The sequence below is a fragment of the Rapidithrix thailandica genome (genome assembly GCF_039710355.1).
Lineage (GTDB): Bacteria > Bacteroidota > Bacteroidia > Cytophagales > Flammeovirgaceae > Rapidithrix > Rapidithrix thailandica.
Genome location: NZ_JBDKWZ010000006.1, coordinates 158,875 through 184,020, shown reverse-complemented (window position 1 = coordinate 184,020; position 25,146 = coordinate 158,875). Strand labels below are relative to the sequence as shown.

The 25,146-nt window shown below is 41.8% G+C and carries 18 protein-coding genes; 9 read left to right on the top strand and 9 right to left on the bottom strand.

Annotation, left to right across the window (positions count from 1 at the left end; all coding sequences use genetic code 11):
• Positions 1 to 34: 34 nt before the first annotated feature.
• The 3 genes from AAG747_RS12090 to pyk all read right to left on the bottom strand — a co-directional run bounded on the left by AAG747_RS12090 (position 35) and on the right by pyk (position 3,619).
• Entirely contained in the window at positions 35 to 946 is a 912-nt protein-coding gene (locus AAG747_RS12090) for a DMT family transporter (RefSeq protein WP_346821433.1), read from the bottom strand.
• 5 nt (positions 947 to 951) lie between these two features.
• Positions 952 to 2,040: an LptF/LptG family permease gene (locus tag AAG747_RS12085; protein WP_346821432.1), complete on the bottom strand. Its 1,089-nt coding sequence runs from the start codon at positions 2,038 to 2,040 to the stop codon at positions 952 to 954.
• Between the two features lie 151 nt (positions 2,041 to 2,191).
• A complete protein-coding gene (gene pyk / locus AAG747_RS12080; protein WP_346821431.1) occupies positions 2,192 to 3,619 on the bottom strand; it encodes a pyruvate kinase in 1,428 nt (475 codons plus the stop codon).
• Positions 3,620 to 3,803: 184 nt separating this feature from the next.
• On the opposite strand from pyk, the gene AAG747_RS12075 reads away from it, so the two are divergent.
• The 3 genes from AAG747_RS12075 (at position 3,804) to AAG747_RS12065 (ending at position 8,775) form a co-directional block, all read left to right on the top strand.
• On the top strand, positions 3,804 to 4,550 hold the full coding sequence (locus AAG747_RS12075) for a phosphoglycerol geranylgeranyltransferase (RefSeq protein ID WP_346821430.1): 747 nt from the start codon (positions 3,804 to 3,806) through the stop codon (positions 4,548 to 4,550).
• Positions 4,551 to 5,009: 459 nt separating this feature from the next.
• Positions 5,010 to 7,295: a GH92 family glycosyl hydrolase gene (locus tag AAG747_RS12070; RefSeq protein WP_346821429.1), complete on the top strand. Its 2,286-nt coding sequence runs from the start codon at positions 5,010 to 5,012 to the stop codon at positions 7,293 to 7,295.
• A gap of 31 nt (positions 7,296 to 7,326) precedes the next feature.
• On the top strand, positions 7,327 to 8,775 hold the full coding sequence (locus AAG747_RS12065; RefSeq protein ID WP_346821428.1) for an alpha-L-fucosidase: 1,449 nt from the start codon (positions 7,327 to 7,329) through the stop codon (positions 8,773 to 8,775).
• Between the two features lie 98 nt (positions 8,776 to 8,873).
• Here AAG747_RS12065 and AAG747_RS12060 read toward each other — a convergent pair whose 3' ends face one another.
• Both AAG747_RS12060 and AAG747_RS12055 read right to left on the bottom strand, forming a co-directional pair.
• A complete protein-coding gene (locus AAG747_RS12060; RefSeq protein WP_346821620.1) occupies positions 8,874 to 9,815 on the bottom strand; it encodes a helix-turn-helix domain-containing protein in 942 nt (313 codons plus the stop codon).
• Positions 9,816 to 9,957: 142 nt separating this feature from the next.
• The gene (locus AAG747_RS12055) at positions 9,958 to 10,284 is read right to left on the bottom strand and encodes a tetratricopeptide repeat protein (protein WP_346821427.1); all 327 of its coding nucleotides are present in this window, start codon (positions 10,282 to 10,284) and stop codon (positions 9,958 to 9,960) included.
• 213 nt (positions 10,285 to 10,497) lie between these two features.
• Here AAG747_RS12055 and AAG747_RS12050 point away from each other — a divergent pair, with 213 nt between their 5' ends.
• The 3 genes from AAG747_RS12050 (at position 10,498) to AAG747_RS12040 (ending at position 13,191) form a co-directional block, all read left to right on the top strand.
• The gene (locus AAG747_RS12050; RefSeq protein ID WP_346821426.1) at positions 10,498 to 11,229 is read left to right on the top strand and encodes an electron transfer flavoprotein subunit beta/FixA family protein; all 732 of its coding nucleotides are present in this window, start codon (positions 10,498 to 10,500) and stop codon (positions 11,227 to 11,229) included.
• Positions 11,230 to 11,280: 51 nt separating this feature from the next.
• A complete protein-coding gene (locus AAG747_RS12045; protein WP_346821425.1) occupies positions 11,281 to 12,246 on the top strand; it encodes an electron transfer flavoprotein subunit alpha/FixB family protein in 966 nt (321 codons plus the stop codon).
• A 327-nt stretch (positions 12,247 to 12,573) separates the two neighbouring features.
• Positions 12,574 to 13,191 (top strand): bifunctional nuclease family protein, encoded by a 618-nt coding sequence (locus AAG747_RS12040; RefSeq protein ID WP_346821424.1) that lies wholly within the window; start codon positions 12,574 to 12,576, stop codon positions 13,189 to 13,191.
• 180 nt (positions 13,192 to 13,371) lie between these two features.
• Here the strand turns inward: AAG747_RS12040 and dnaB are convergent, their stop codons facing one another.
• Complete coding sequence (gene dnaB / locus AAG747_RS12035; protein ID WP_430300595.1) at positions 13,372 to 14,949, bottom strand: replicative DNA helicase; 1,578 nt, start codon at positions 14,947 to 14,949, stop codon at positions 13,372 to 13,374.
• Positions 14,950 to 15,373: 424 nt separating this feature from the next.
• Between dnaB and AAG747_RS12030 the strand changes: the two genes are divergently transcribed.
• The gene (locus AAG747_RS12030; protein ID WP_346821422.1) at positions 15,374 to 16,741 is read left to right on the top strand and encodes a UDP-N-acetylmuramate--L-alanine ligase; all 1,368 of its coding nucleotides are present in this window, start codon (positions 15,374 to 15,376) and stop codon (positions 16,739 to 16,741) included.
• A 12-nt stretch (positions 16,742 to 16,753) separates the two neighbouring features.
• Positions 16,754 to 17,770 (top strand): UDP-N-acetylmuramate dehydrogenase, encoded by a 1,017-nt coding sequence (gene murB, locus AAG747_RS12025; RefSeq protein ID WP_346821421.1) that lies wholly within the window; start codon positions 16,754 to 16,756, stop codon positions 17,768 to 17,770.
• A 65-nt stretch (positions 17,771 to 17,835) separates the two neighbouring features.
• On the opposite strand, the gene rimM is transcribed toward murB, so the two are convergent.
• Positions 17,836 to 18,363: a ribosome maturation factor RimM gene (gene rimM / locus AAG747_RS12020; RefSeq protein WP_346821420.1), complete on the bottom strand. Its 528-nt coding sequence runs from the start codon at positions 18,361 to 18,363 to the stop codon at positions 17,836 to 17,838.
• Between the two features lie 175 nt (positions 18,364 to 18,538).
• Entirely contained in the window at positions 18,539 to 21,103 is a 2,565-nt protein-coding gene (gene ccsA / locus AAG747_RS12015; protein WP_346821419.1) for a cytochrome c biogenesis protein CcsA, read from the bottom strand.
• Positions 21,104 to 21,465: 362 nt separating this feature from the next.
• Here ccsA and mdh point away from each other — a divergent pair, with 362 nt between their 5' ends.
• Entirely contained in the window at positions 21,466 to 22,398 is a 933-nt protein-coding gene (gene mdh, locus AAG747_RS12010; RefSeq protein ID WP_346821418.1) for a malate dehydrogenase, read from the top strand.
• Between the two features lie 312 nt (positions 22,399 to 22,710).
• Here the strand turns inward: mdh and AAG747_RS12005 are convergent, their stop codons facing one another.
• A complete protein-coding gene (locus AAG747_RS12005; protein ID WP_346821417.1) occupies positions 22,711 to 25,116 on the bottom strand; it encodes an ATP-binding protein in 2,406 nt (801 codons plus the stop codon).
• Between the last annotated feature and the right edge of the window lie 30 nt (positions 25,117 to 25,146).

Below are 25,146 nucleotides of genomic sequence, written 5' to 3'. Positions count from 1 at the left end.
GTTTTTGTAGGATAAGAGTTTGGTCCTTGCCAATCTAAACCACCTTTTTCTTCCGTAAGCTCAGAGGAATTTGATATGCACTGAATTTTTTGTTGAGCATAGGGTACATCAGCACACTCACTAAAATAATGCCTGTTCCCAAATAAAAAGCAGGGCTCATTTTCTCTCTTTCCCCGAAGATGAAGACCGCTAGGATAATGCCGTATATCGGTTCCAAATTCACCGCCAGGTTGATATTAAAGGCCGAAATCCGTTTCATCAAGTGAATGGCCCGGTAGAAAGGGAAAACGGTACACCCCAATGCCAACAATCCCAGGTATAACCAGTCGGATGGAGTGGGCACACTCAAGGGGGCCTCCGTAATGAAAAGTTGAAAAACGGGAATGAGCAAAATCGTGCTGATACAAGCACCGACCATTTCGTAAAAAGCAATGGCAAGCGAATCGTATGCTTTAACCATACGGCTGTTTAACACCGAAAATAGGGCGCTGAAAGAAGCCGATACCAAGGCTATGCTTAATCCGATTACATGCTCGTATTCAAACCGGAAGATCACATACAAGCCAATAATCACCAAAGAACCCAAAAAGATTTCGACCACTTTGATCTTGGACCGGTTGATTAAGGGATCAATGAATGCGGTGAATAGAGAAGTAGTCGCAATGCCAATCAGCGTAACACTTACAGTGGAAATTTTGGCTGCGGCAAAAAACAAAGTCCAATGCAATCCGACAATTCCTCCGATACCTAAAATCTTCCAAATAACCCTTCTGGGCAAGGAAAGTGACTTTCTGATAAAGAATAATAAACCGCCTAAAGCCAGGGCCGAAATAAATGTGCGTAATATGACCACCTCGGTAGAAGGGATGTCGATTAATACGCCCAAAATGGCTGTAAAGCCCCACAAGAAGACGATGAAGTGCAATTGTAATTGATCTTTTAACATTGAGTTTACCTGGGAAAAGTGTAGTACATTATGATTGCAATAACAAAAAATGTTGCATTAGGTAGCCAAGCGGAGATTTTAGGGTCCAATGCCCCGGCAGCACCAATACTCCGGCTCATCATCACGGCCAGCAAAAACAAGAAGGCAAGAAAAAAGCCTAAAGCAATTTGTGCTCCCGTTCCTTGTCTGGATTTTCTGGCAGAAACCACTACGCCCATAAACGTAAGGATGACGATGGCATAAGGATAAGCGTACCGTTCGTATTTTTCATGCATATACAGCTCTACATTTCCCGCTCCCCGGGTGAGTTCGTCTTGAATAAACTCCTCTAACTCCGGGAAAGTCAGTCGCTCGTTCAGTTTATACCGGCTTTCAAAGTACTTGGGGTAAAGGTTAAACATGGTATCCAGTTTATGTCCTTCCCATATGGATTCTTTTTCTCCATCAAATGTATGTACTGAGTAGCGTCCCAGGTGCCACAAATTCTGTGTGGTATCCCACTGTATTTGACGAGCCTTCAGTTTGTATTTCATTTCTCCGTCAATCACTTTTTCCACCGTAAAGTCAGAACCTACGTCCCTCCGGTTGTCATAACGCCTCATGTATACATAAGTAGAGTCATCGGTTTTGAAGTGAATGTCTGTTTCGCTGTAATAAAAGTCGTTTTTAAGGTATTTTATTTGAAACGCCAGGCGTATTTTGGAAGAGTTGGGGATAATCCAACCCACCAAAAAGAAAGAGGCAACTCCCAGGCATATAGCACCGACCATATAGGGTGCCATCATTCGCAGCAAACTCACTCCCGCACTGCGCATGGCAATGATTTCCGAATGGGAAGCCATCTTTGCCGTGACAAAGACCACCGAGATAAACACGGCTATAGGACTCAGGGTATTGGCCATGAAAATGAAAAAATTCAGGTAATAGTCCCCGAATATTTCGGCATAAGACAGGGTTTCGTGCTTGAGAAAATCATCGGATTTCTCTGTATAGTCAATCACACAGACCACTGTATTCAGGATCAGGATTACATAAAACGTAACCGTTATAAATTTTTTGAAGATATACCAATCGAGAATTTTAATCCTGAACATATTGATTTGATTCGTTGAGTTTTTAACATTTTCCTTTCCCTCGTTTTTCCCCTGCCTTTATTATTAGACACAAAAAATCCACAATTAGGACAAATTTAATTGTGGATTTTTGAATCAATGCGAATTTCAGGAAATATTTCCGAAGTTCGGTTTATTCTACAACGGTAAACTTCACCGTGTTGGTTTTCTTTTTGGCTTTTAAAGGCATACTGGCTACATTGATATACACATCGCCTTTGCGCAAAAGCCCTTCTTTTACCAAAATTTCCTCTACATCGGCAAAGGTTTGATCGGTGGATTCCTGCTTGTTGTAATAGAAAGCTCTTACTCCCCAAACCAAATTCAAGGTATTTAACAGGGGACGGTTAGAAGTAAAGATAAAGATATTGGCCAAAGGACGGTGCTTGGCAATTTGAAAAGCCGTAAAGCCGGAATTGGTCATTCCGATAATGGCGTTGGCATTCGTCAGTTCTGTCAAGTGCACGGCACTGTTGATAACAACCTTGCTTCCGAAATCAGCATCTCCCTTTTCATCTTTGTAATATTTGTGATAGATATCCGCTTGTTGTTCTACCGAACGCACAATGGCTGACATGTGCTGGATGGTTTGCAAAGGATATTTACCTGAGGCGGTTTCGGCACTTAACATTACGGCATCTGCCCCGTCAATTACCGCATTGGCCACATCGTTTGCTTCAGCGCGGGTCGGTCGGGGGTTTTCGATCATACTCTCCATCATTTGAGTGGCAATGATGACCGGTTTGGACGCTTCGTTACATTTGCTCACAATTTGTTTTTGGTACATCGGAACGTCTTCCATCTGGATCTCAATACCTAAGTCCCCCCGGGCTACCATCAAGGCATCCGATACTTCCACGATCTCATCAATATGTCGCAGCGCTTCCGGGCGCTCAATTTTGGCAACTACTTTTGCCCGGTTTTTATGTTCGTTAATGATATTTTTTAATTCGATAATATCCGCAGGAGAGCGTACAAAAGAGATCGCGATCCAGTCCACGCCATGTTCCAAACCAAATTCCAAATCCTTTTTATCCTTTTTAGTCAAAGAAGGTTCGGAAATATCGGTATCAGGCAAGTTCATTCCTTTGCGGGGCTTTAAGATTCCTCCAATTACTACATGGGTATGAATTTGAGGACCTTCTACTTTAAATACTTTTAATTCGATTTTACCGTCATCCAACAAAATGGTGTCACCCGCTTTCACGTCTTTGACCAAAGTGGTATAAGTAGTACTCACAATTCCTTTCTTACCGATTATATCCTCAGTAGTAATGACGAGTTCTTCACCTTCCACTAACTCAATTTGTCCTTCTTCGATTTGCCCGATACGGATCTTGGGGCCTTGTAAGTCCTGAAGGATACTTACGTTTTTATTAAAGGTCTTTCTAAGTTCTTTAATATGCTCAATTACTTTCTTATGGTCTTCATGTGTGCCGTGTGAAAAATTCAAACGGAATACGTCTACCCCTGCCACCATTAGTTCCAATAGTTTTTGCTTTGTATTAGAGGAAGGTCCTACTGTGGCTACTATTTTTGTTTTCGAGAAAGGAGTACTCATTTAATTTTATATTTAAAATTTTCAAAATATAATTGTACAGTTTAAAAGTTAGTAGTTATTGAGTATGTTTATTGGAAGGTTACAAGGAAGGGTCAAAATTAGTTTGAAATCTGAATTTACAAAAGCGAATTTGGAACTTCGCGATGAATTTTTCATTATTGTTGGTTAACTTTTGGTTGAATACATGAGTTTTTATACTACTCTTGCCCGATTACGGCAAAAAAATCACAAAGCATTTGCAGTATTAATTGACCCGGATAATTGTGACGAACAGGCATGTCAGCGCATTTTAACCTTAACTCAGTCGTGTCCTCCTGCTGCTTTTTTAATAGGAGGAAGCTTGCTCACGAAAAGAAATATACAAGAGGTCAATGATTTTTTTAAGAAACATTCCTCCGTGCCCACGGTTTTATTTCCCGGCAATAGCTTACATCTGATCTCTTCAGCTGACAGTATACTTTTTTTATCGCTGATTTCCGGCCGGAACCCTGAGTTTTTAATTGGTCACCATGTCGTTTCCGCTCCTTTTCTTAAACAATCCGGCATGGAAGTGATTCCTACCGGGTACATGTTGGTGGATTGTGGTTCTCAAACCACAGTGTCTTATATGAGTAATACGACCCCTATCCCTTACAACAACAAAGACATTGCTACTTGTACGGCAATGGCAGGGGAATTATTAGGACTGAAACTTATTTATATGGACGGCGGCAGTGGGGCCGTGAAGCCCATTTCTTCTGAAATGATCCGTGCGGTAAAACAAGCCGTAGATTTGCCGGTGGTGTTGGGAGGAGGAGTCCGTAATGTGGAACAACTATTGGCTTGCTATCAGGCAGGGGCCGATTTGGTGGTGGTAGGAAATGCGATTGAAAAAAATCCGGATTTTATAAAGGAAATGGCCGAAGCTACTAAAAAGATCAATGAGAATTGATCCTTATTCCCTTCATCGAAAGGGAAAGGCCCGAATTTTTTTATCTGTTTTTTTGAGAGGGTGCCATACATCCCCTTCCGGTTTCTTCAAATTGTAAAATGTTGTTTAGAGAATGCAGAAATTGGGATTGAGGTAAAATTGTAAAAAATGTTCAGTTAAAACTTTCCGGCCATTGAAGCTTGTGTGAAGAATTAATTGTTCGTCTTTTTACTTTACTCTCAATTACCAAAGGTGCGTTTTTTCATATCATTGATCACAACTTGATGGGTTAATTCCCGGTAAGGGACAAGCAATTCAATGAATTAACTCGTTGCTTGCAAACCTTTGCAAAGGGATAAGAGCCTTTTTTGCCCGAAAAGACCCCGGAAGTTGCCTCCTTTTCCCCTCCGGATACTTTATCTAAAAATTATATTCCTACATTTGAAGAGGTAAAAAAACTAACTACTAACTAATGTAAAAATGAAAAGAAACATTGATAGAAGGAGACGTTTGGGAACACAATTTCCTTTATTTCTACTCATAGCATTGCTATGTGCCCACACAAGTTTTTCCCAGAAGTATACGAAATATGTAAATCCGTTTATCGGTTCATCTAATTTTGGAGCTACCAACCCCGGAGCAATCCTGCCGGAGGGGATGGTGTCGGTTACACCGTTTAATGTTTCGAAAGCCCCTGGCAACCGGATCAATATTGATGAAGGTTGGTGTTCGGCTCCTTACATTTATGAAAACAAAGTATTGACCGGCTTCACTCATGTGAATTTAAGTGGAGTAGGATGTCCGGATTTGGGAAGCATCCTGTTGATGCCGACCACAGGAGAGCTGCAAGTTTTTCATGGAGAGTACGGGACTACCTACTCCGATGAACAGGCAGCGCCTGGTTACTATGCGGCCAACTTGGATAAATACAATATTAAAGCCGAGATGACGGCCACAGTTCGAAGTGGTTTAAGTCGCTATACATTTCCTGCCGGGCAGTCGCATATCCTTTTGAATTTGGGATTGGGCCTTACCAACGAACCCGGGTCTTATGCCAAAATTGTTTCCGATACGGAAATCGAAGGCTTTAAAATGAATGGCTCTTTTTGCTATACTTCAGACCAGTCGGTTTTTCCGGTGTATTTTGTTGTGCGGTTTAGCAAGCCGGCGGATAAAAAAGGGTTTTTCAAAAAAATCCCGGATATGCCTGGCACCCGTGGAGAATGGTATCAACATACCGGAAAGTATAAAGTCTATAAGGAATATCAGAAGGAATTGGCCGGGGACGATTTAGGGGTGTTTTTTAGCTATCAAACCGAAAAAGACGAAGTCATTGAAGTACAAGTAGGGGTGTCTTATGTAAGTATTGAAAATGCCCGGGCCAATTTGAATGCCGAGCAGCAAGGCTTTGCTTTTGCGCAAGTAAAAAAAGAAGCGGAAACGGCTTGGGAGCAGCAGTTGAGCCGGATCGAAGTAGAAGGAGGAAGTAATGAAGACAAAACTGTTTTCTATACGGCTTTATACCATAGCTTGATTCATCCGAACATCTTTCAGGATGTCAATGGAGAGTATTCGGCTGCTAATCAATCCTATGTTGGTAAAAATACCTCCGGCACCCGGTACAATGTGTTTTCGATGTGGGATACCTACCGTTGGTACGGTCAGTTAATGACCTTGGTATATCCGGAACGTCAATTGAACATTGTCCGGTCATTGTTGGATTTTTACAAGGAGAGTGGCCATTTGCCTAAATGGGAATTGGCCAGCCGCAATTTTGACGTAATGGAAGGAGATCCTGCTTTGCCGACCATTGCCGATACTTGGCTTCGAGGTCTTAACGATTTTGATAAGGAACTGGCTTATGAAGCAATGATTCGCCAGGCTACCCGGCCGGGAGCGGAAAACCCGGTACGGCATGACAACGATTTTTATAGCAAAAATGGCTATGTGCCGTTTACCAAAAAGTTTGACAACTCCGTTTCACAAGCCTTAGAATACTATGCTGCCGACTACAGTTTGGCGCAGCTAGCCAAAGCTCTAGGCAAACAAAGCGACTATGAGATGTTGATGAAAAGGGTAGAGGGGTATAAAAAATATTTTGATCCGGAATATGGACTATTGCGTCCGGTGAAAGAAAACGGGGAGTTTATGGAAAACTTCGATCCGCTACAAGGTGAAAATTTTGAGCCTGCCAATGGCTTTCATGAAGGGACTTCCTGGAACTACTCTTTTTATATTCCTTTTGATATGGAAGGTTTGATTAAGCTGCATGGGGGGAAGAAAAATTTTGTTAGCCGTTTAGTGCGCTCTTTTGAAGATTCCTTATTTGATGTAACCAACGAGCCGGATATGGGATATCCCTATTACTTCAACTACATCAAAGGTGAAGAATGGCGTACACAGGCGTATGTCCGGAGTTTGGTGAAAAACGATTTTAATGCTTCTCCGGGAGGAATTCCGGGTAACGATGATACCGGTACTTTGTCAACATGGGTCATGTGGAGCATGATGGGAATATTTCCAACTTGCCCTGGTGAGCCTACTTTTACCCTGACCAGTCCGGTATTTGATAAAGTAACCATTCATTTGGACGAAAAGTATTTCCCGAAAAAAGAGCTGGTGATTGAAACCAGTAATAACAATGAAGGAAATATTTATATTGATAAAGTGGAGTTGGGAAGTAAACGTTTACGGGGCTCCTTTATCAGTCAGGAAGAATTACTCAAAGCGGGCAAGCTGATGTTTTATTTGAGTGATAAAAAATAGATTATTTGATAACTAACTAATTACATTAAATATGAAAGTAATTGCTAAAAGTATTGCCTTGCTTTGCTTGTTGCATAGTGCTCTTTTTGCACAGCATGATGCGGAGGATTACGTGCCGGTGAAAGACCCCGAAGTGCTCAAAAAGCTGGAACAGTGGCAAGATTATAAGTTCGGTTTGTTTATGCATTGGGGAACCTACAGCCAGTGGGGGATTGTAGAATCTTGGTCCTTGTGTAACGAAGATGTGGGCTGGACAGAGCGGAAAAGAGGCCGTTATGAGAATTATTTTGAATACAAGCAAGATTATGAAAACCTGCAAAAGGAATTTAACCCTGTAGACTTCAATCCGGAGAAATGGGTGGATGCCGCAAAAGATGCAGGGATGAAGTATGTCGTGTTTACCACTAAACATCACGATGGTTTTTGTATGTTCGATACCAAGACTACCGATTATAAAATAACCTCCGAAAAAAGCCCTTTTCACAGCAATTCCAAAGCCAATGTAACCAAAGAGATCTTTGACTCTTTCCGTAAGGAAGAATTTATGATCGGGGCGTATTATTCGAAGCCGGACTGGAATACAGAGTACTACTGGTGGCCTTATTTTGTCAATCCAGACAGACATGTAAATTACGACCCGGCCAAATACCCGGAGCGTTGGCAAAAATTTAAGGATTTTACCTCTACACAAATTCAAGAATTGATGACCGGCTATGGTTCTGTAGATATCTTATGGTTAGACGGTGCTTGGGTAAGGCCTTATAATAATATTCCTAAAAAGTACGAAGAATGGGCGAAGAAGAAAACTTATGACCAGGATATAGACATCCCAGGTATAGCCAGCATGGCCCGCAAACATCAACCGGGTTTAATTGTGGTAGACCGTTGGGTACACGGGCCTTATGAAAATTACCTGACTCCTGAGCAGAAAGTACCGGAAGAGGCCATGACCGTTCCTTGGGAATCTTGTATTACTATGGGAAACAGCTGGTCCTATGTGCCGAAAGACCAATACAAGTCCGTAAGCAAATTGGTACATATGCTGGTTGATATTGTTGCCAAAGGAGGGAATTTTCTATTAAATGTAGGGCCATCGCCTCAAGGAGATTGGGACCCTCAGGTGTATGAGCGTTTGAAAGGTATGGGAGAATGGATGAAGGTAAACAGCGAAGCGATTTACGAGTCCCGTCCTGTCAAGCCATATAAAGAAGCGAAAGTTGCCTTGACACAGAATAAAAATACTAAGGCGGTTTATGCAATCTATTTGGCAGATGAAAACGAAAAGCAAGCCCCTTCAAAAATTTGGTTGTCTACAATCCAACCAGCCAAAGGAGCCAAAGTGAGTATGTTAGGTGTAAAAGGCAATCTGAAATGGAAAAAGGTAGGTAACGGCTTTGAAGTATACCTTCCGGCTTCCGTGCAAAAGAACCCGCCTTGCCAACATGCTTGGACAATCAAAATTTCGGAAGTCAATCCTTAGGGAGGATTCATGCTATGGTATATAAAAAAGGGCTTTTAAAAGCCCTTTTTTATATTGGTTAGCAAAAAGATTTTTTCATCCAAGTTGTGCATATACAATTACGCTTCTGATTCGCTGGATACGTCAATGAGTGATTCTCTTTTACGCATTTTTCCAGCCGGTATACCAAACATCATTTTAAATCTTCGACAGAAGTAAGCCGTATCTTTATAGCCTACTTCCGCACCGATTGCACGGATGCTTTTCTTGGAAGTCCGTAGTAAATCTACAGCTTTTTCCATACGTTGGTATTCAATATAATCTTGCGGGTTGATGCCGGTCAACATTTTAAAATATTGCCCTACATAGTCCTCTGAGACATTGGCTACACTGGCCAAGGCCTTGTTGGACAAGTCTCCATCCAGGTTATTTTTTATATAATTAAATATATCGATCAAGCGGGGGTCTTTGAAGTAATTGCTGTTGGTCGCCAGTTGTTCCACAAACATTTTTTGGTCAAGCACGAAGCGGAACAGGCCAATCACCAATTCTTCCGTATACAAGTTGATGACTCGGGATTTGCCAGGCAAGTCATTGTGAGTTTCCTGATAAATTTTCCGGACAATATGTCCTAAATCAAGTTGCTCTTGTACTAAAAATGGCGGGATATCTAAAGAAGTGAAAAAGTTCACCGAATCGAAGGCTTTCACATCAAAAGTTACCGAAGTAAACTTTACTACAGGGGTTTGAGAGAGTTCAAGATGGTGTCTGGAACGCAGGTAATCCTCCTTCTGGTTGATGAATTGTTCGTTAGTTATGCTTACATCTGCATTGTCTCCAAACACGATTGAAGTACTTTTTCCTCCAGGGATGAAAAGGATATCTCCTTCTTTGGCCCTTTCATTCTCATTGCCAAAATTCATCATACCTTTTTCAATGAAAAAGATAGTATTTTGCACATCATAGTAATTTTCGATGCGTACCGATTTAATGGCATTGAGTGAAGTTGAGCGTATAAATTTGATATTTAACGACTCAATTATTTTATTATAATCTTCAATCATAGTTTGTTCAATTGTGTTAGTGTAAAAAAATTATATAGTCAATTTGGATGAGATGAAAAAATCGTGCCTGTTCTTGAAATTATACAATAATAAGGAATAATCAAACATAAATACAACTTTTTTAGTGTATTGGAATAGTCTAAAAATCGTTTTCAAAAAGGAAATTTTGATACGCAGATTGCAATTCTCGCAAGGTATGGGCTTCATTTACCTGTTGGCACTTCTCAATGCCTTTTTCATAGACCACCTTGGCCCGGTCAATGGCCCCCATTTCATCATACAATGCAGCTGCATGATAATAGGTAGCGGTATAGTCCGGAAATTCTTTCAGTAAGCGCTCAAAATAAACCAAGGCTCTCTCTGCATCAAAAGTGGCATATTCAGTTCCCAGGGCATAAAGCAGGAACGGATCATTCGGCTCCTTGTTCAAAAATTCGTTTAACTTCTCTATCCGTTCTAAATTCATGACTGTTTTTGTTTGAGTTGCTGCGATTTATTTATAATTTTTTTGTGAAATCCGATTTAAATGATACATTTGAAAATGTTATGCATGCATAACATTTTCTGCGAAAGGCCAATTTTTTATCACCCTTTGCAAAATAGTCTACTCTTAACCAGAAAGACAATTCTTTTTAGAAATGTTAAATATTGTTTTATTAATCAATAAAACCCACATAAGATGAATATCCTTGTCTGTATTAGTCATGTACCGGATACCACTACAAAGATAAAGTTTGTTGATAACAAACTGGATACCAATGGTGTACAATTTATTATAGGACCATATGATGATTTTGCCTTGGCCCGGGCAGTAGAGCTGAAAGAAACGAATGGAGCAACGATTACGGTTTTGAACGTAGGGCCGGCCGATACGGAACCCACCCTCCGGAAGGCGCTGGCTATCGGGGCTGATCAGGCCGTGCGAATCGATGCGGAACCTCTTGATGCATATTTTGTGGCTAAGCAAATTGCGGCCTATGCCAAAGATAAAAACTTTGATATGATTCTGATGGGCAGGGAGTCCAGTGATTACAACGGGGGCTTAGTGCACGGGATGGTAGCCGAGCTGTTAGGAATGCCTTCCATCGCTCCATGTATGAAACTGGATCTCGAGGGAGATTCGGCCGTGTTGGCCAGAGAAATAGAAGGAGGGTCCGAAGAACTGAAAGTGAGTTTTCCACTTGTTGCCGGATGTCAGGAACCCATTGCCGAATGGAAAATCCCAAATATGAGAGGAATTATGATGGCCCGCAAGAAGCCCTTGGAAGTGATTGCTGCTGAAGAAGTAGGGGAGGTAACGCAATATGTGTCTTATGAATTGCCGGAAGGAAAGGGGCAGTGCAAAATGATTGACCCGGACAATGTTGCGGAGCTGGTGACTTTACTCAAAGAAGAGGCGAAAGTGCTGTAAGTGTCACGGTAGTAGTTTACCTTTTTAATTTAACCCTGAAAATTTAGACAAATGGCTATATTAGTTTTTGTAGAAATAGAAGACAAATCCGTAAAAACCTCCTCGATCGAAGCGCTTTGTTATGGAGTGAGTGTAGCCGGCCAAACAGGCCAGGAAGTACAAGTCGTCACCTACGGAGAGATAGATACCGAGAGCCTCGCTCAATTAGGCGCATACGGTGCTGCGAAAGTACTTCATTGCCAAAGCACCCAATTGAATGAGAATGCTACGGTACAAGGAGTAAGCACCTTGATAGCAAATGCCTTTAAAGAAGTACAGGCCAATACTTTGGTGATGGCTCGTTCTTCCATGGTAGATGCTCTTGCCTCCAGGGTAGGTATCAAAGTCGGTGCTTCGGTAGTTACTAACGTAGTGTCTTTGCCTGATACGGCAAACGGATTTACGGTAAAACGTAGCATTTTCACTGGTAAAGCATTTGCCGATGTACAATTGCCGGAAGGAAACCGCGTGATTACCATCAAGAAAAATACGGTGCCTGTAGAAAAAGGAGAGGGAAGTGCAGAAGTAGTGGATTTGAACACTGATTTCGCCTCTGACGATTTTGCCGTGAGTAAGTTATCCGAAGAAAAAGCCGAAGGCGAAGTATTGTTACCGGAAGCAGATATTGTCGTTTCGGGTGGCCGGGGATTGAAAGGGCCGGAAAACTGGGGGATGGTAGAGGAGCTGGCGAAGCTTTTGGGGGCAGCTACAGCATGCTCCAAACCCGTGTCGGATATGGAATGGCGCCCTCACCACGAACACGTAGGGCAAACCGGGATCAAAATCAGCCCGAATTTGTATATTGCGATCGGAATCTCCGGAGCCATTCAACACTTGGCAGGAGTGAACTCCTCAAAGGTCATTGTGGTAGTGAACAAAGATGCGGAGGCACCTTTCTTCAAAGCCGCGGATTATGGCATTGTAGGCGATGCATTTGACGTGGTACCGAAATTGATTGAAGCTTTTAAAGCACAATAGATACCCATCGTACTACTCCCGGAGATTGCCCTCCGGGAGTTTTTTTGTCTTTCCCTCTCCGGGTACTAGCTACCCATACTTTTGCCGGTTGAATTAAAATTTGCCGCATAGACACCTCATAAAATGCTGTATTGAATATCTTTTGTAAATGATTGTTTTTCAGTGTTTCATTAAAAATACTTAGAGAGGGTGTAAACAATTGTAGGGTTTTTATTATTAATTCTTTAAAGATATTTTATAATTTCGATTTTAGGTTTGGTAGAGACGGTGTTGTACTGTTATGAAAACCTGTACATTTGTAATCATCAGAAAATTAAAAAATAGGCTTTGAACAAGGTTAAATTAGAAATACTAGGATTATCGGCAAGTCACTCGCAATCCGGATCTTTTGCTTTGGTATTAGGAGAAGAAGAGGGCACCAGACGATTACCGATCATCATTGGCATGTTTGAGGCGCAGGCGATTGCGATAGAAATGGAAAAGATCGTTTCGAACCGGCCCATGACGCATGACTTGTTTAAATCTTTTGCCATAAATTTTGAGATAGATCTGCACGAAGTCATCATTTCCGATTTAAAGGAAGGGGTCTTCTATGCCAAAATTATTTGTGCTAAGAAAGACGGCTCTAATTTTATCGAATTGGACGCCCGCCCTTCAGATGCTGTAGCCATCGGAATCCGTTTTGGAGTGCCGATCTACGCTTATGAAGCAATTTTGGAAGAAGCAGGGATTGAATTGAGTGATATCGATGAGGGTGAAGAGAGCAACAGTGGAAAAAAAGCCAGTACCCGGAGATCCAAATCGAAAAAATCTTCCTCTACAAGTGAAGAAGGATTGAAAGATTTGCCACTCGATGAGCTCAAAGAAATGATGGAAAAGGCCATTGCAAAGGAAGACTATGAAAGGGCCGCGAAAATCAGGGATGAAATTAACCGCAGACAGTAACCATAAACTCAACGCTTATAGCCAAACTTTTACACTACCAATTGGGAACTGTCCTACAGAGATTCGAAAGAAATAGTTTACACTTCGGTGTATCCGAATATATTCAGTATAAAAAAGCCTGCCGCCTTAAATTATAAGGCGGCAGGCTTTTCTTTTTTACAAATAGAATATACTCTAAAACTAAAACGGCACATCCCCGGGGCTATCCTGACCTCCTTGAGGAGGTTCGTTGCCTTTGATATCGTTAATCCTGCTTCCGATTGTAATGGTCTCACTGTTACCGGGGCCGAAGTTATCGATAAACTGTCCTCCACCAAAGTTGCCGCCTCCCAAATCATCTACAAAGCCATCTGGTTCCCAATCGGTAAAGCGGGTGTATTGTCCGATAAACTTCAGTTTAACGTTTTCCAAAGAGCCGTTCCGGTGTTTGGCAATAATCACCTCACCCATATTGGTTGCCGGGTTACCTTCTTCATCTTCCGTAATACCATAGTATTCCGGTCGGTAAAGGAACATGACCATATCCGCATCTTGCTCGATAGATCCGGATTCCCGAAGGTCAGACAGCTGTGGTCTTTTGTCTCCTCCCCGGGTTTCCACGGCACGACTCAACTGCGAAAGGGCAATGACCGGTACGTTCAATTCTTTGGCAATTTGTTTCAGAGAACGGGAGATAAAGGCAATTTCCTGCTCCCGGTTGCCTCCTCCTTTGCTGTCACCGGTCATGAGTTGTAAGTAGTCAATGATGATGATCTGTATATCGTGTTGTGCTTTCAAGCGTCTACACTTTGCCCGAAGCTCCAGTACGGTCAATGCCGGTGTGTCATCGATATAAATAGGGGCTTCTGCCAAAGAGGCGGTTTTATCTACAAATTTCTTCCATTCAAAGTCGGAGAGTTTTCCGGTTTTAAGCTTTCCGCTTTCGATTTCGGCTTCTCCGGAGATCAAACGTTTTACCAGTTGGGCTGCCGACATCTCCAAGGAGAAAACCGCAACTCCCTGTCCGAATTCCACGGCTGCATTTCGGGCTGCCGACAAGACAAAGGCTGTTTTTCCCATGGCCGGACGGGCTGCGATAATGATCAAATCCGATTTTTGCCATCCGGAAGTTACCCGGTCCAATTCGGTGAATCCCGAAGCTACCCCGGTCAGTCCTTCTTCCCGGTCTTTCATGGTTTCTAACTCTGCTACCACTTCACTCATCACCTCAGGCATGGCAGAGTAGTTTTTACGCAAGTTCAATTCAGATACTTCAAATAAGGACTGTTCAGCATGGTCCAGGATTTCGAAGACATCGCTTGTCTCATCGTAAGATCCTCGCTGAATCTCGCTGGCAATTTTGATCAATTGCCGTTTCATGGCGTACTGTTGTAAGATCCGGGCGTGAAAAACGATATTGGCTGCAGAGTTGACATTATAGGTCAACTGAGCCAGGTATTGTGGCCCTCCGCATTTTTCCAATTCGCCTTTGGCCCGCAATTCGTTGGTCACCGTCAGCAGGTCAATCGGCTCTTGTTTGGCAAAGAGCGTTTGAATGGCCTGGTAAATGGATTGGTGGGCATCTTTGTCAAACGTATCCGGTTTGAGGATCTCAATGACATCGTTCAATGCTTCTTTTTCAAGCATTAAGGCACCCAATACGGCCTGTTCTAACTGTATGTCATAAGGCCTTTTGTTCCCGAGCATCATAGCTGGTTCTTGTTTACGGGTAAATCTATTTACAGAAGGTTTTTGACCTGAATTTGCGTTGTTGTCCATGCTGCAAAATTAGATATTTTGTCGGTGGATTACCAATTTCAAAAGCATATGAGGAAAAGGAATTTGAAAATTAAGACTCCGGTAAAAATTTTCTGGTACCCAAAGGAACTGAAGGTCTGATGCTTGTTGAAATTTTCTTCTTTCAAAGGCTACACAAACAAAAGATTGAAGCAGTTGACAAGGGAGGGGGTATAACTTGTTGTAAAAAGGCTGTCGAAAAAAAAATACCTGGAAAATTTGAAAAAAGGATAAAATGAGTAGTAAAACCTTCACTTATACATGCTTATAGCGCTTTTTAAAAGGCAATTTCTACACTTTATCTGGAAAGCTGTAGGGCAGGAGCATAGGTTTTTAAAAATTTCAATTAATTTTGTCTCTGCTTTTGAGAATATACAATCATAGAACAGATTTGTACTAAAGTTAAATGAAAATTCATTTTATCTCGATTGGGGGTAGCGTAATGCATAACCTTGCCATTGCTTTACAGGAGCGTGGAAATAAAATAACTGGGTCAGATGACGAAATATTTGAACCTTCTTATAGCCGGTTAAAAGCGAAAGGCTTATTGCCGGAGCCCTTCGGCTGGTTTCCCGAAAAAATTACTCAGGATATTGATGCGGTGGTGTTGGGGATGCATGCTAAGAGGGATAACCCTGAATTGCAAAAAGCTCAAGAACTTGGACTAAAGATTTATTCCTTTCCTGAATATATCTATCAGCAAAATCAAGACAAACAGCGGATTGTGGTAGCAGGCAGTCATGGGAAATCAACCGTGACCTCAATGATTGTGCATGTGATGAACACCGTACAACGACCTTTGGACTATTTGCTGGGGGCTTTGCCCGTAGGAATGGACCACACCATCCGCTTGACCGAGCGTGCACCAAGCATTGTGATTGAAGGAGACGAATATTTGACTTCGGCACTGGATCTCAATCCTAAGTTTTTGCATTATAAACACCATGTAGTGGTTATGACGGGCATTGCCTGGGATCATATTAATGTTTTCCCCACTTTGGAAGCATATACACAGCAGTTTGTCAGACTTGCTGAACAGACTCCTAAAGGCGGTACCATAATTTATAATAGTGAGGATAAGGTATTGAGTCAGTTGGTCAAAAAGGCCAATATCCAAGAGGATGTGACTTTGATCCCCTACACTTCACAAAAACACAAACTGAAAGACGGGCAAACTTTGTTACAGTCGGAAAATAAGGACTTGTATCCGGTGAAATTCTTTGGCGAACATAATATGTTGAATGTTTCGGCTGTCAAAGAAGTTTGTGCAAAAATGGGGGTGAGCAACGAAGATTTTTGTAAGGCTATGCAATCTTACCAAGGGCTTCATATGCGGATGCAACTGCTCGTAGCATCGGGCTCCGTAAATGTTTACCGGGACTTTGCGCATGCTCCTTCCAAACTGAAAGCGACTGTAGAAGCATTGAAAAAGCAATTTCCTAAACGCAAGCTTCGGGCATGTTTCGAATTGCATACCTATAGCAGCCTGAATTCCGAGTTTATTCAACAGTACAAAGGGGCAATGAAGAAGGCGGATGAGGCTATGGTTTATTTTAACCCGCATACACTGGAATTGAAAAACATGCCGCCTATCTCGCCACAGCAGTTGAAAGATGCTTTTAACGACCAAAACTTAAAAGTCTTTACCAATTCAGACGAACTGCATACATACCTGAGCACTCAAGAGTGGAATGCTGCTAATTTGGCATTGATGTCTTCAGGGTCCTTTAATAATTTGGATTTGGAAAAACTGGTGGGGGAAATTACGGCTTAACCGGATATCATCATGGAGTTGAGACAAAATATATCACTTACTGCGTATAATACATTTGGGGTAGAGGCATCTACCCATTTTTTTGTCCGGATAGCAAGTACAGAAGATGCAAAAGAAATGGTAGCATCCGGTACGTTGGCTCAACGGCCTTATGTAGTATTAGGAGGAGGTAGTAATATTTTGTTTACCAAAGATTTTGAAGGGTTGGTCATAAAGAATGAAATTGAAGGCATTGAACTGATCAGAGAGGAGCATGACTGGGTGTATGTACGTGCCGGAGGCGGGGAGAATTGGCATCGCTTCGTACTTTATTGTGTGGAAAAAGGTTGGCAAGGTATAGAAAATCTTTCTTTGATTCCGGGTACGGTAGGGGCAGCCCCTATTCAAAATATCGGAGCTTACGGGGTCGAACTAAAAGATGTGTTTGACCACCTGGAAGCGCTTGACTTGTCTACGGGAGAGCTGCACACTTTTCATAAAGAGCAATGTGAGTTTGGCTATCGCGATAGCATATTTAAACGTACTTTTAAAGGAAAGTACCTGGTAACTTCAGTGGCATTGCGCTTACGGAAAAAACCACAACTGAATACTTCATACGGAGCTATTGAGAAAACACTTCAAGAAAAAGGAATTCGAAATCCTACCTTGCGGGATGTGAGTAATGCGGTAATTGCTATTCGTCAAAGCAAATTACCCGACCCGAAGGAAATAGGCAATTGCGGTAGCTTTTTCAAAAATCCTATCATTCCCAAAGAAGCACTACTCCCAATCCAACAGTTATTTCCTAATATACCATATTATCCGGTGGAAGACGGACAAGTAAAGGTTCCCGCAGGCTGGTTGATCGAACAATGTGGTTGGAAAGGAAAAAAAGTAGGCAAGGTAGGAACGTACGCGCAACAGGCCTTGGTATTGGTCAATTTGGGAGGGGCGAAAGGAGAGGAGGCCTGGCAATTGGCTCAAAAAATCCAAAAATCGGTTCAAGACAAGTTTGGAATACTCATAGAACCTGAAGTGAATATTTTATAGTAGAAAAAAAGCTTAAAATTTGATCCGTTAACAAGCACAGGTCTTGGTTAACGGATCCTTGTTTTTTACTCTTCCATATATAAATCCAACAGCCCTTCAGGCAAGGCCGTTTCAATGACTTTTTGCTGTTTGTCTACTTTTTTGACAATATCATCCTGGATAGGGATCAGCACCTCTTTTCCTTTATAAATCATGGCAATCAACATTTGACTGCCCATATCGAACACATTTTCAACCGTACCCAATTCACCTAAACCCTGATCATGGATGGAATAATCAATCAACTCATGATAGTAATATTGATCCTCGTCCAGCTCGGGTAAGGCTTTTAGGGGCAAGTATAGTTTTTTGTTTTTTAATGGGTTAGCCTGTTCCACTCCGTCTATTTCCTCGAATTTGACTATCAACCGGTTGTTGGCTGAGTGGATGTATTCGATAAAATAAGGAACAAGTTGATTTTGAATCTCAATAAAAACACTTTCTATATCTGCGTAATGCTCCGGAATGTCCACATCAAATACTGCTGATACTTCTCCTTCCAGTCCGTGGGTTTTTGTGATATACCCCAATTCAAAACATTCGTCTTTTTTCATCGCATCGATATATTGCTGAATGAATTAGTTTTTAATGAAGTGAATTAACCTTTTTCTTCTTCCTGAAAAATGGAATCAAAAACTATAAGATTAAACCACTTCAATAGTAAAAGGGGCAAATTGAGCTTTGCCCCGTACCTAGTATGTATCTGGTAAACTATAAACTTTTTGGCTATTAAGCCACTGCTTTGTTTTTCTTCTCAATCGACATATCGGATTTATCCGTCAGGATTTCTCTTTTACTTTCTGAAAATCGTCTGACCATGGCAATGCCAAATCCTATACACATCAGGATGGTTCCGATCCAAAGGACGTTGATAAATGGCTTTTCTTCGGCTTTGATGACAATCCAGTCTTTTTGGGAAGTCTCAATAGAAAAGCTGAATTTCCCTGATTCCGGATCTATTTTTTCAAAAGTAGCCCGTATTCCTAAGGCCCGGTTGGTGTTAGGAACTGTGCCAATGCGTTTGTCTTTGATGACATACAAGGGCTCTATATAATAGTTTTGGTTTAAGCCTAGTACCCTTAAACGGGCTTTGACGGCAAAATCACCCTGAGTCAGGTCAAATTGTACCGGGTCATCTACGCGCACCACATTTTCCAGAATGGTAAAGTAATCGTTGATAATTACCGTGTCACCAATGGCAATCTCATGATGCTCGGGTTCACTCCAGTGTGTTTCATCATCGTCTACCGCCATTGTTGTAAGGTGGGTATAGATATCCGAACTCCAGAAGTTAAGAATGTCCGGAGACACTGCAATCCCCATTTGAGGGTTATCCTGTACGCGAGGGTACAAGGTGAATACTTTGCCATCAGCTTTGCGGTATTCAATTTCATAATAGGTATTTTCATTGTACACCTGAATGGTATCACCGCGCTTGGCATAAGTATTTCCTTTTAAAACGATATCGTCTTTTAGTACGGCCTGGTAAGGAATACCGGTGGAAATCAATAGTTCTCTGTCAAAATATCCCGGTATATCTTCTGATTCCGCCCGTGGACCTTTATAAGTGAGGGTGTATTCTCCCATTTGCCGGGGTTCGTTTCTGAAGATCAACAGGTTTTCCCGGTTCATTTCTTCTTCAAATGATTCACTCCAAGGCCTTCCGGTCATATTTAAGGAAATAACATTCGAATAGCCTGAAGAAAATAGAATTCCAATGAACATCATGGCAAGCCCCATGTGTGCGACTGCACCGCCTACCAAAGTAAATTTGCTCTTGATGAGTTTGAAAAGAATAAAGATATTGGCTACAACCGAATACAATGAAGTGGTAAGCAGTACAATGTATTTGATGTCATAGACTTGTCCTAAAGAAATGATTAAGGCAGAAGCAATGAGGGTTGCGGCAACCGGCAGTTTGATGGCATCCTGAAATTTCTGTTTGTCCATCTTTTTCCAGAAGAAAAACTGACCGGTACCCGATAACAAAGCTACGGCAACAGCGGCCCAAAGTTGAAATTTTGTATAGAATTCCACCTGATCTGCCGGAGGGGCCATGTTGGAGTCGATGCCTACTAAGCCAAGAATGGCATTCCAAACCGGAATGGAAGTAGGGATTAATACTTGAAACCCTGCCAGGCAGAGAGTGGTTGCTCCAATAAAAATCCAAAATTCCCGGCTATATGTTGATACTTCTTTTTCATCCGTGGGAATTTCTTTCCAGTTTTTAGCCAAATAGTAAACGGAAATTCCTATAAAAGCAAATAAGTAAATCAGAAGCTGGCCGGACAAGCCCAAGTCGGTAAAGGAGTGTACGGAGGATTCTCCCAGAATACCACTCCGGGTTAAGAAGGTGGAGTAAAGAATCAAAATAAAAGTGGCGATCACTAAAATCATGGCTGTTTTTAGGGCCGTGTGATTATTTCTGTAAATAATCATGACATGAATCGCCCCCACTAATACCAACCAAGGGATATAGACGGCATTTTCAACCGGATCCCAGTTCCAGTACCCACCAAAATTTAACGTTTCATAGGCCCAATAGGCTCCCATCATAATCCCGAGTCCCAATACCAAAGCCGCAAAATGCGACCATGCCAAAGCGGGTTTTACCCATTCGCTGAATTTTTTACACTGCAATCCGCCTATCAAGAATGCAAAAGGCACGAGTGTAGCAGCAAAGCCCAGAAAAAGTGTGGGGGGGTGGATGACCATCCAATAATTTTGCAATAAAGGATTGAGCCCGTTACCATCTTCAGGTACAAAATTAGGGTCCATTTTAAAAATCGGTGCATCGATCACGTCCCGCAACAAAATAAAGGGGGAGCTACCGATTTTCAGATTAAAAATAACCACTCCTAAAATCATGGATACCAAAAATGCCTGTACGATGGCAAAGACCGGCATGACATGTTTTTCCCAGTTTTTAGCGGATTTGAGCAATACAAACCCTAAAAGCACATTCCAGAAAATCCATAATAAAAAGCTCCCTTCCTGACCTTCCCAAAAACAGGAAATCATAAAGTGAACCGGTAAGTTGTTTGAAGAATGGCTCCAGGCGTAATGGTATTCGTAGTAGTGGTTGTAAATGATAAAAAATAAACATGCTACGGTGCCCATTACGGCCAGGCCATGGATCATAAAGCTTATCCGGCCGAATTTCCGCCAGCTTTTTTCTTGGAGGTCGGCTTGGGACCTGCTGGCCATCCAATAAGCCACGGCGGTCAATATAGCCGTAATAAATGCCGTGTTGACCATTAAGCTCCCCAATTGCCCTATAAATGTATGTATCATAAGAGTTGTTTATAAACGAGGGTTGTGTATCGTTCTACTGTTCTGCTTCAAAATTACTAACCGGGGGGCGGGTTTCAAAAAAAGAATCATCAGAAAATAGACAGCTGTTGTTGGAGGAGGGCAAAAGTGAGCGCTTGCTTCATTTCAGGTTAATGTTATGCGTTTAAAAAAAACGGATTTTGCAAACCCTCCCGCTCCCAACCTTTCTTGCAATTTTCCCTTCCATCTGCTACTCCTCCCAGCCTTCAACCTTATTTTGGGAGGGCAAATCTTTAGGCGATTTCCTTACATCTTTAGGCCTTCTTGAGTATATTCGCACAGGTATTTAAACGATCCACTAAATCATAAAAAAACATAAACCTATGAAAGTTACTGTAGTAGGAGCTGGTAATGTAGGAGCAACTTGCGCGGACGTTTTGGCTTACCGTGAAGTTGCCAACGAAATTGTTTTGGTCGATATCAAAGAAGGTTTTGCCGAAGGTAAAGCTTTGGATATCTGGCAAAAAGCTCCCATCAATCTGTACGACTCTCGGACTATCGGGGTGACCAATGATTATGAAAAAACAGCTGGTTCGGATGTAGTGGTGATTACTTCCGGCTTGCCTAGAAAACCGGGCATGAGCCGTGACGATTTGATCGAAACCAATGCGAAAATCGTAAAATCGGTGACTGAAAATGTAATTAAACATTCACCGGATGCGATCATTATCATTGTATCGAATCCTTTGGATGTAATGACGTATGCTGCGCACTTGAAGTCAGGAAAGAGTAGAAATAAAGTCATGGGTATGGCGGGTATTCTGGATACCGCCCGTTACCGTGCCTTCTTGGCAGAAGCGTTAAACGTATCTCCTAAAGATATTCAAGCGGTGTTAATGGGTGGACATGGGGATACCATGGTGCCATTACCTCGCTATACTACTGTAGGTGGAATCCCTGTGACAGAGTTGATCGATGAAGAATCTCTGAGCAAAATTGTTGACCGCACAAAAGTAGGGGGGGGCGAATTGGTAAAACTGATGGGTACTTCTGCATGGTATGCTCCGGGTTCAGCCGCTGCCCAAATGGTAGAAGCGATCGTAAAAGACCAGAAAAGAGTATTCCCGGTATGTATCAAGCTCGAAGGGGAATACGGCATCGATGATTGCTACTTGGGTGTACCTGTTATCTTAGGTAAAAACGGAGTAGAAAAAGTAATTGAATTACAGTTGACCGAAGACGAAAAAGCCTTGTTGGAAACTTCAAGAGGTCATGTAAAAGCTGTGATGGAAGTGTTGGATAAAATGAACGCTTAGTTTTTCCAACGTTTTCAAAGAAAGCTGCCCGTACTAAGGGGTAGCTTTTTTTATGCTCGAAAAAGTATAAAGCCTATCCAAAAATGGAAAGGCTTTACGATAATGTTCAAAAAAACACACCACATTCTTTATTAACAGACACTTGGGGCTGAGAAAAGGTTGAAACAGGTGCGAAATTCCTTTGATTTATTTGAGTCTTTTGAATCGAGGAGCAGGTCAAGGAGGCGCTTTCCATTCTTTTCGAAAGTAGGAAGGAGTGTACAATAACCGAAAAGCCTGAAGAACGCGCCCCTGTTAGTGTTTTCAATTATTTTATTCCGTTGATAAGTTGGGTAATGTGATACAAAAAGTGGTTCCTTCGTTCACTTGGGAACTTACACTGATGTTTCCGTTAAGTTTATTGACCGTGTCTTTTACAATATAAAGCCCCAAACCGGAACCTTGTTTATGTGTATTGGCCCGGTAGAACATGTCAAAGATTTTTTCGAGATGCTCTGTGGGAATACCGTATCCGTTATCTTGAATGATAATCGAGACTTCGTGTTTGCGGGTGGTGATGGCTACTTTTACAAAGCTGTCATTGCGAAAAGGATTGCTGTAACGGATGGCGTTGCTCAGTACATTCCGGAAGATTACATTTAACCTTCGATGATCATTTACAAAAGACCATTGTTGGTCAATCTCCACTAACCGGTCTATGTTTTTTGACTCTTCCAAAAAATGCAACTCATCAAAAATTTCCCCTACGAGTTTTTCAAATTGAATGATGTCTTTTTTAATTTCCAACCGGGTGTTTCTCGAATAATCAATGATGTCACGGATGAAATGGTCAAGACGGGAAATGCTTTTTTCCATCAAATCCATATAACCATTGATTTGTTCGTTTTGGTTTTCCGTTTTGGAAATTTGTATCAAGCCTAACACCGATGAAAGCGGTGCCCTCAAATCGTGTGAAGCACTATAAACAAACTTGTCCAACTCGCTGTTTACTTTTTTAAGCTCTTCATTTTGCAAGAGCAAGCGTTGTTTTTGAGCTTGTTGTTCAGAGATATCTTTTATAAAGACTGATACGCCGGTGATCTCTTCGTTTTCTTTCCGGATAGGGTAAAATGATAGTTCGTAATATTTGTCATGCCCCATGACCTTTCTGGTTTCCAGTTTCTTGACGATTTCCCCGTTAAAGGCCCTTGCGTAAAAAGGCATCCAGTATTCGAATATTTTATTGGGGAAAATATCGGCAATCCGGTGGCCGGAAGTTACTTCTTTGCCATAGTTTTCAAATAAATATTGCCGATAAGCCCGGTTGACAACCAATAGCCTGAAATCCCGGTCAACGGAAAAGATGCGATCTGTGGTATTTTCAATCAGAGAAGAAAGGTTGGCCTCTTTTAAGCGGATTTCCTGAGTCCGTTCCAATACCTTTTCCTCCAAGGTTTTGTTGAGATTTTTTTGTTCTTCAACTATGTTAAAGGCATCTTGTTGTAAGATGGTAACGGCATTAAATAAGTCGTAAAACACATCCTCCGGGTCATCAATTTTTAATTTTTTAGGTTGAAAGGTTTCGTCCCAGGAAATGCTACTGAGGGCTTCAAAGATTTCCTTGGTCCGTTTGCTTTGGTTGCGTTTCAGAAAATTAATTTCTCCTTGCTGCTTTTGGATCAATTTGATAAGCGCCTCTTTGGAGTATTGATTGAGCTGTTCGTACGGATAATTTTCTTCCTCCAGCTCCAGGCTTAACCGGCTGCCAAACTCCTGATCGCTGATACAGTTGCCTAGGCCTTCATACATGGAATCCACAATTGTTGCGTTGTTAAGTTTTTGAGGTTGTATGGATTTATAAATTAGAAAAAGGGTTTTTGTGAAGCCGGTGAAGACGTAATAGTGATGGATCCAATTGTCGTATAAGGCTTCTCCAATCACTTTGATTGCTTTTCTGGCCCGGCGGGTTGCTGAGCGTAAATCGGACAAATCCGCCACGAAATACAACTTTCTGCCCGCTTTTTCCAGTACTTTTTGAAAGATTTCTCCTGATTGTACCGCGTATTCTTCACTCAGGTGACCGGAGTCCTTGATCAGGATAATGTTGTTGTCAATCAAAAAGACATTGAGTTCATAACTGCGGTCCGGGGCTTTGATATTCCAGTCAGGGTGATTTTCAATACGAAGAGGCCTGCCATTCACTTGTATGTACTTCCGTTTGCGCCAACTCTTGTCATAAGGGGTGTTTAACGGTGTGTAAAGAGCAGGGCTTTGTATATGGGCAATTTCCTTTTCAATGCGTTCTAATGCATTGAATTGGTTGTGATGGTAACTTATTTTTAAATTTTTATTAAATAAAGAAAGAATTTTCATCCGGGCCTTGGTGACCCGTTCCGGTGAAAGGATACAGGTATACCGGATCACTCCTTTCTCTATTTCTTCTGTGATTTTATGAATGATGAGCCTGCGGTAATTGGCTTTGGGGTTTTCAAATTGATTTAAGTCTACGATTAAGTAAAACATCGTAATCCCCTGCGCCCTTCGTATGCGCTCAATCATTTTATCATACAAGTTCAGAGTATGCTCGGTATCGGTGAGGCTGGGCTTGCCTTTCAGTGACACCTGAATGACTTGATCGTGAAGTTGTTCTATAATAGAAATATAGTCATGGCCTAGACTCGAATATGTCAGTTTATGTTTAGTTTTAGACTCAGGAGTAATTGTCTCTAATTCAGACATTAATTATTCGGTTAGAAATTCTGATAAAGG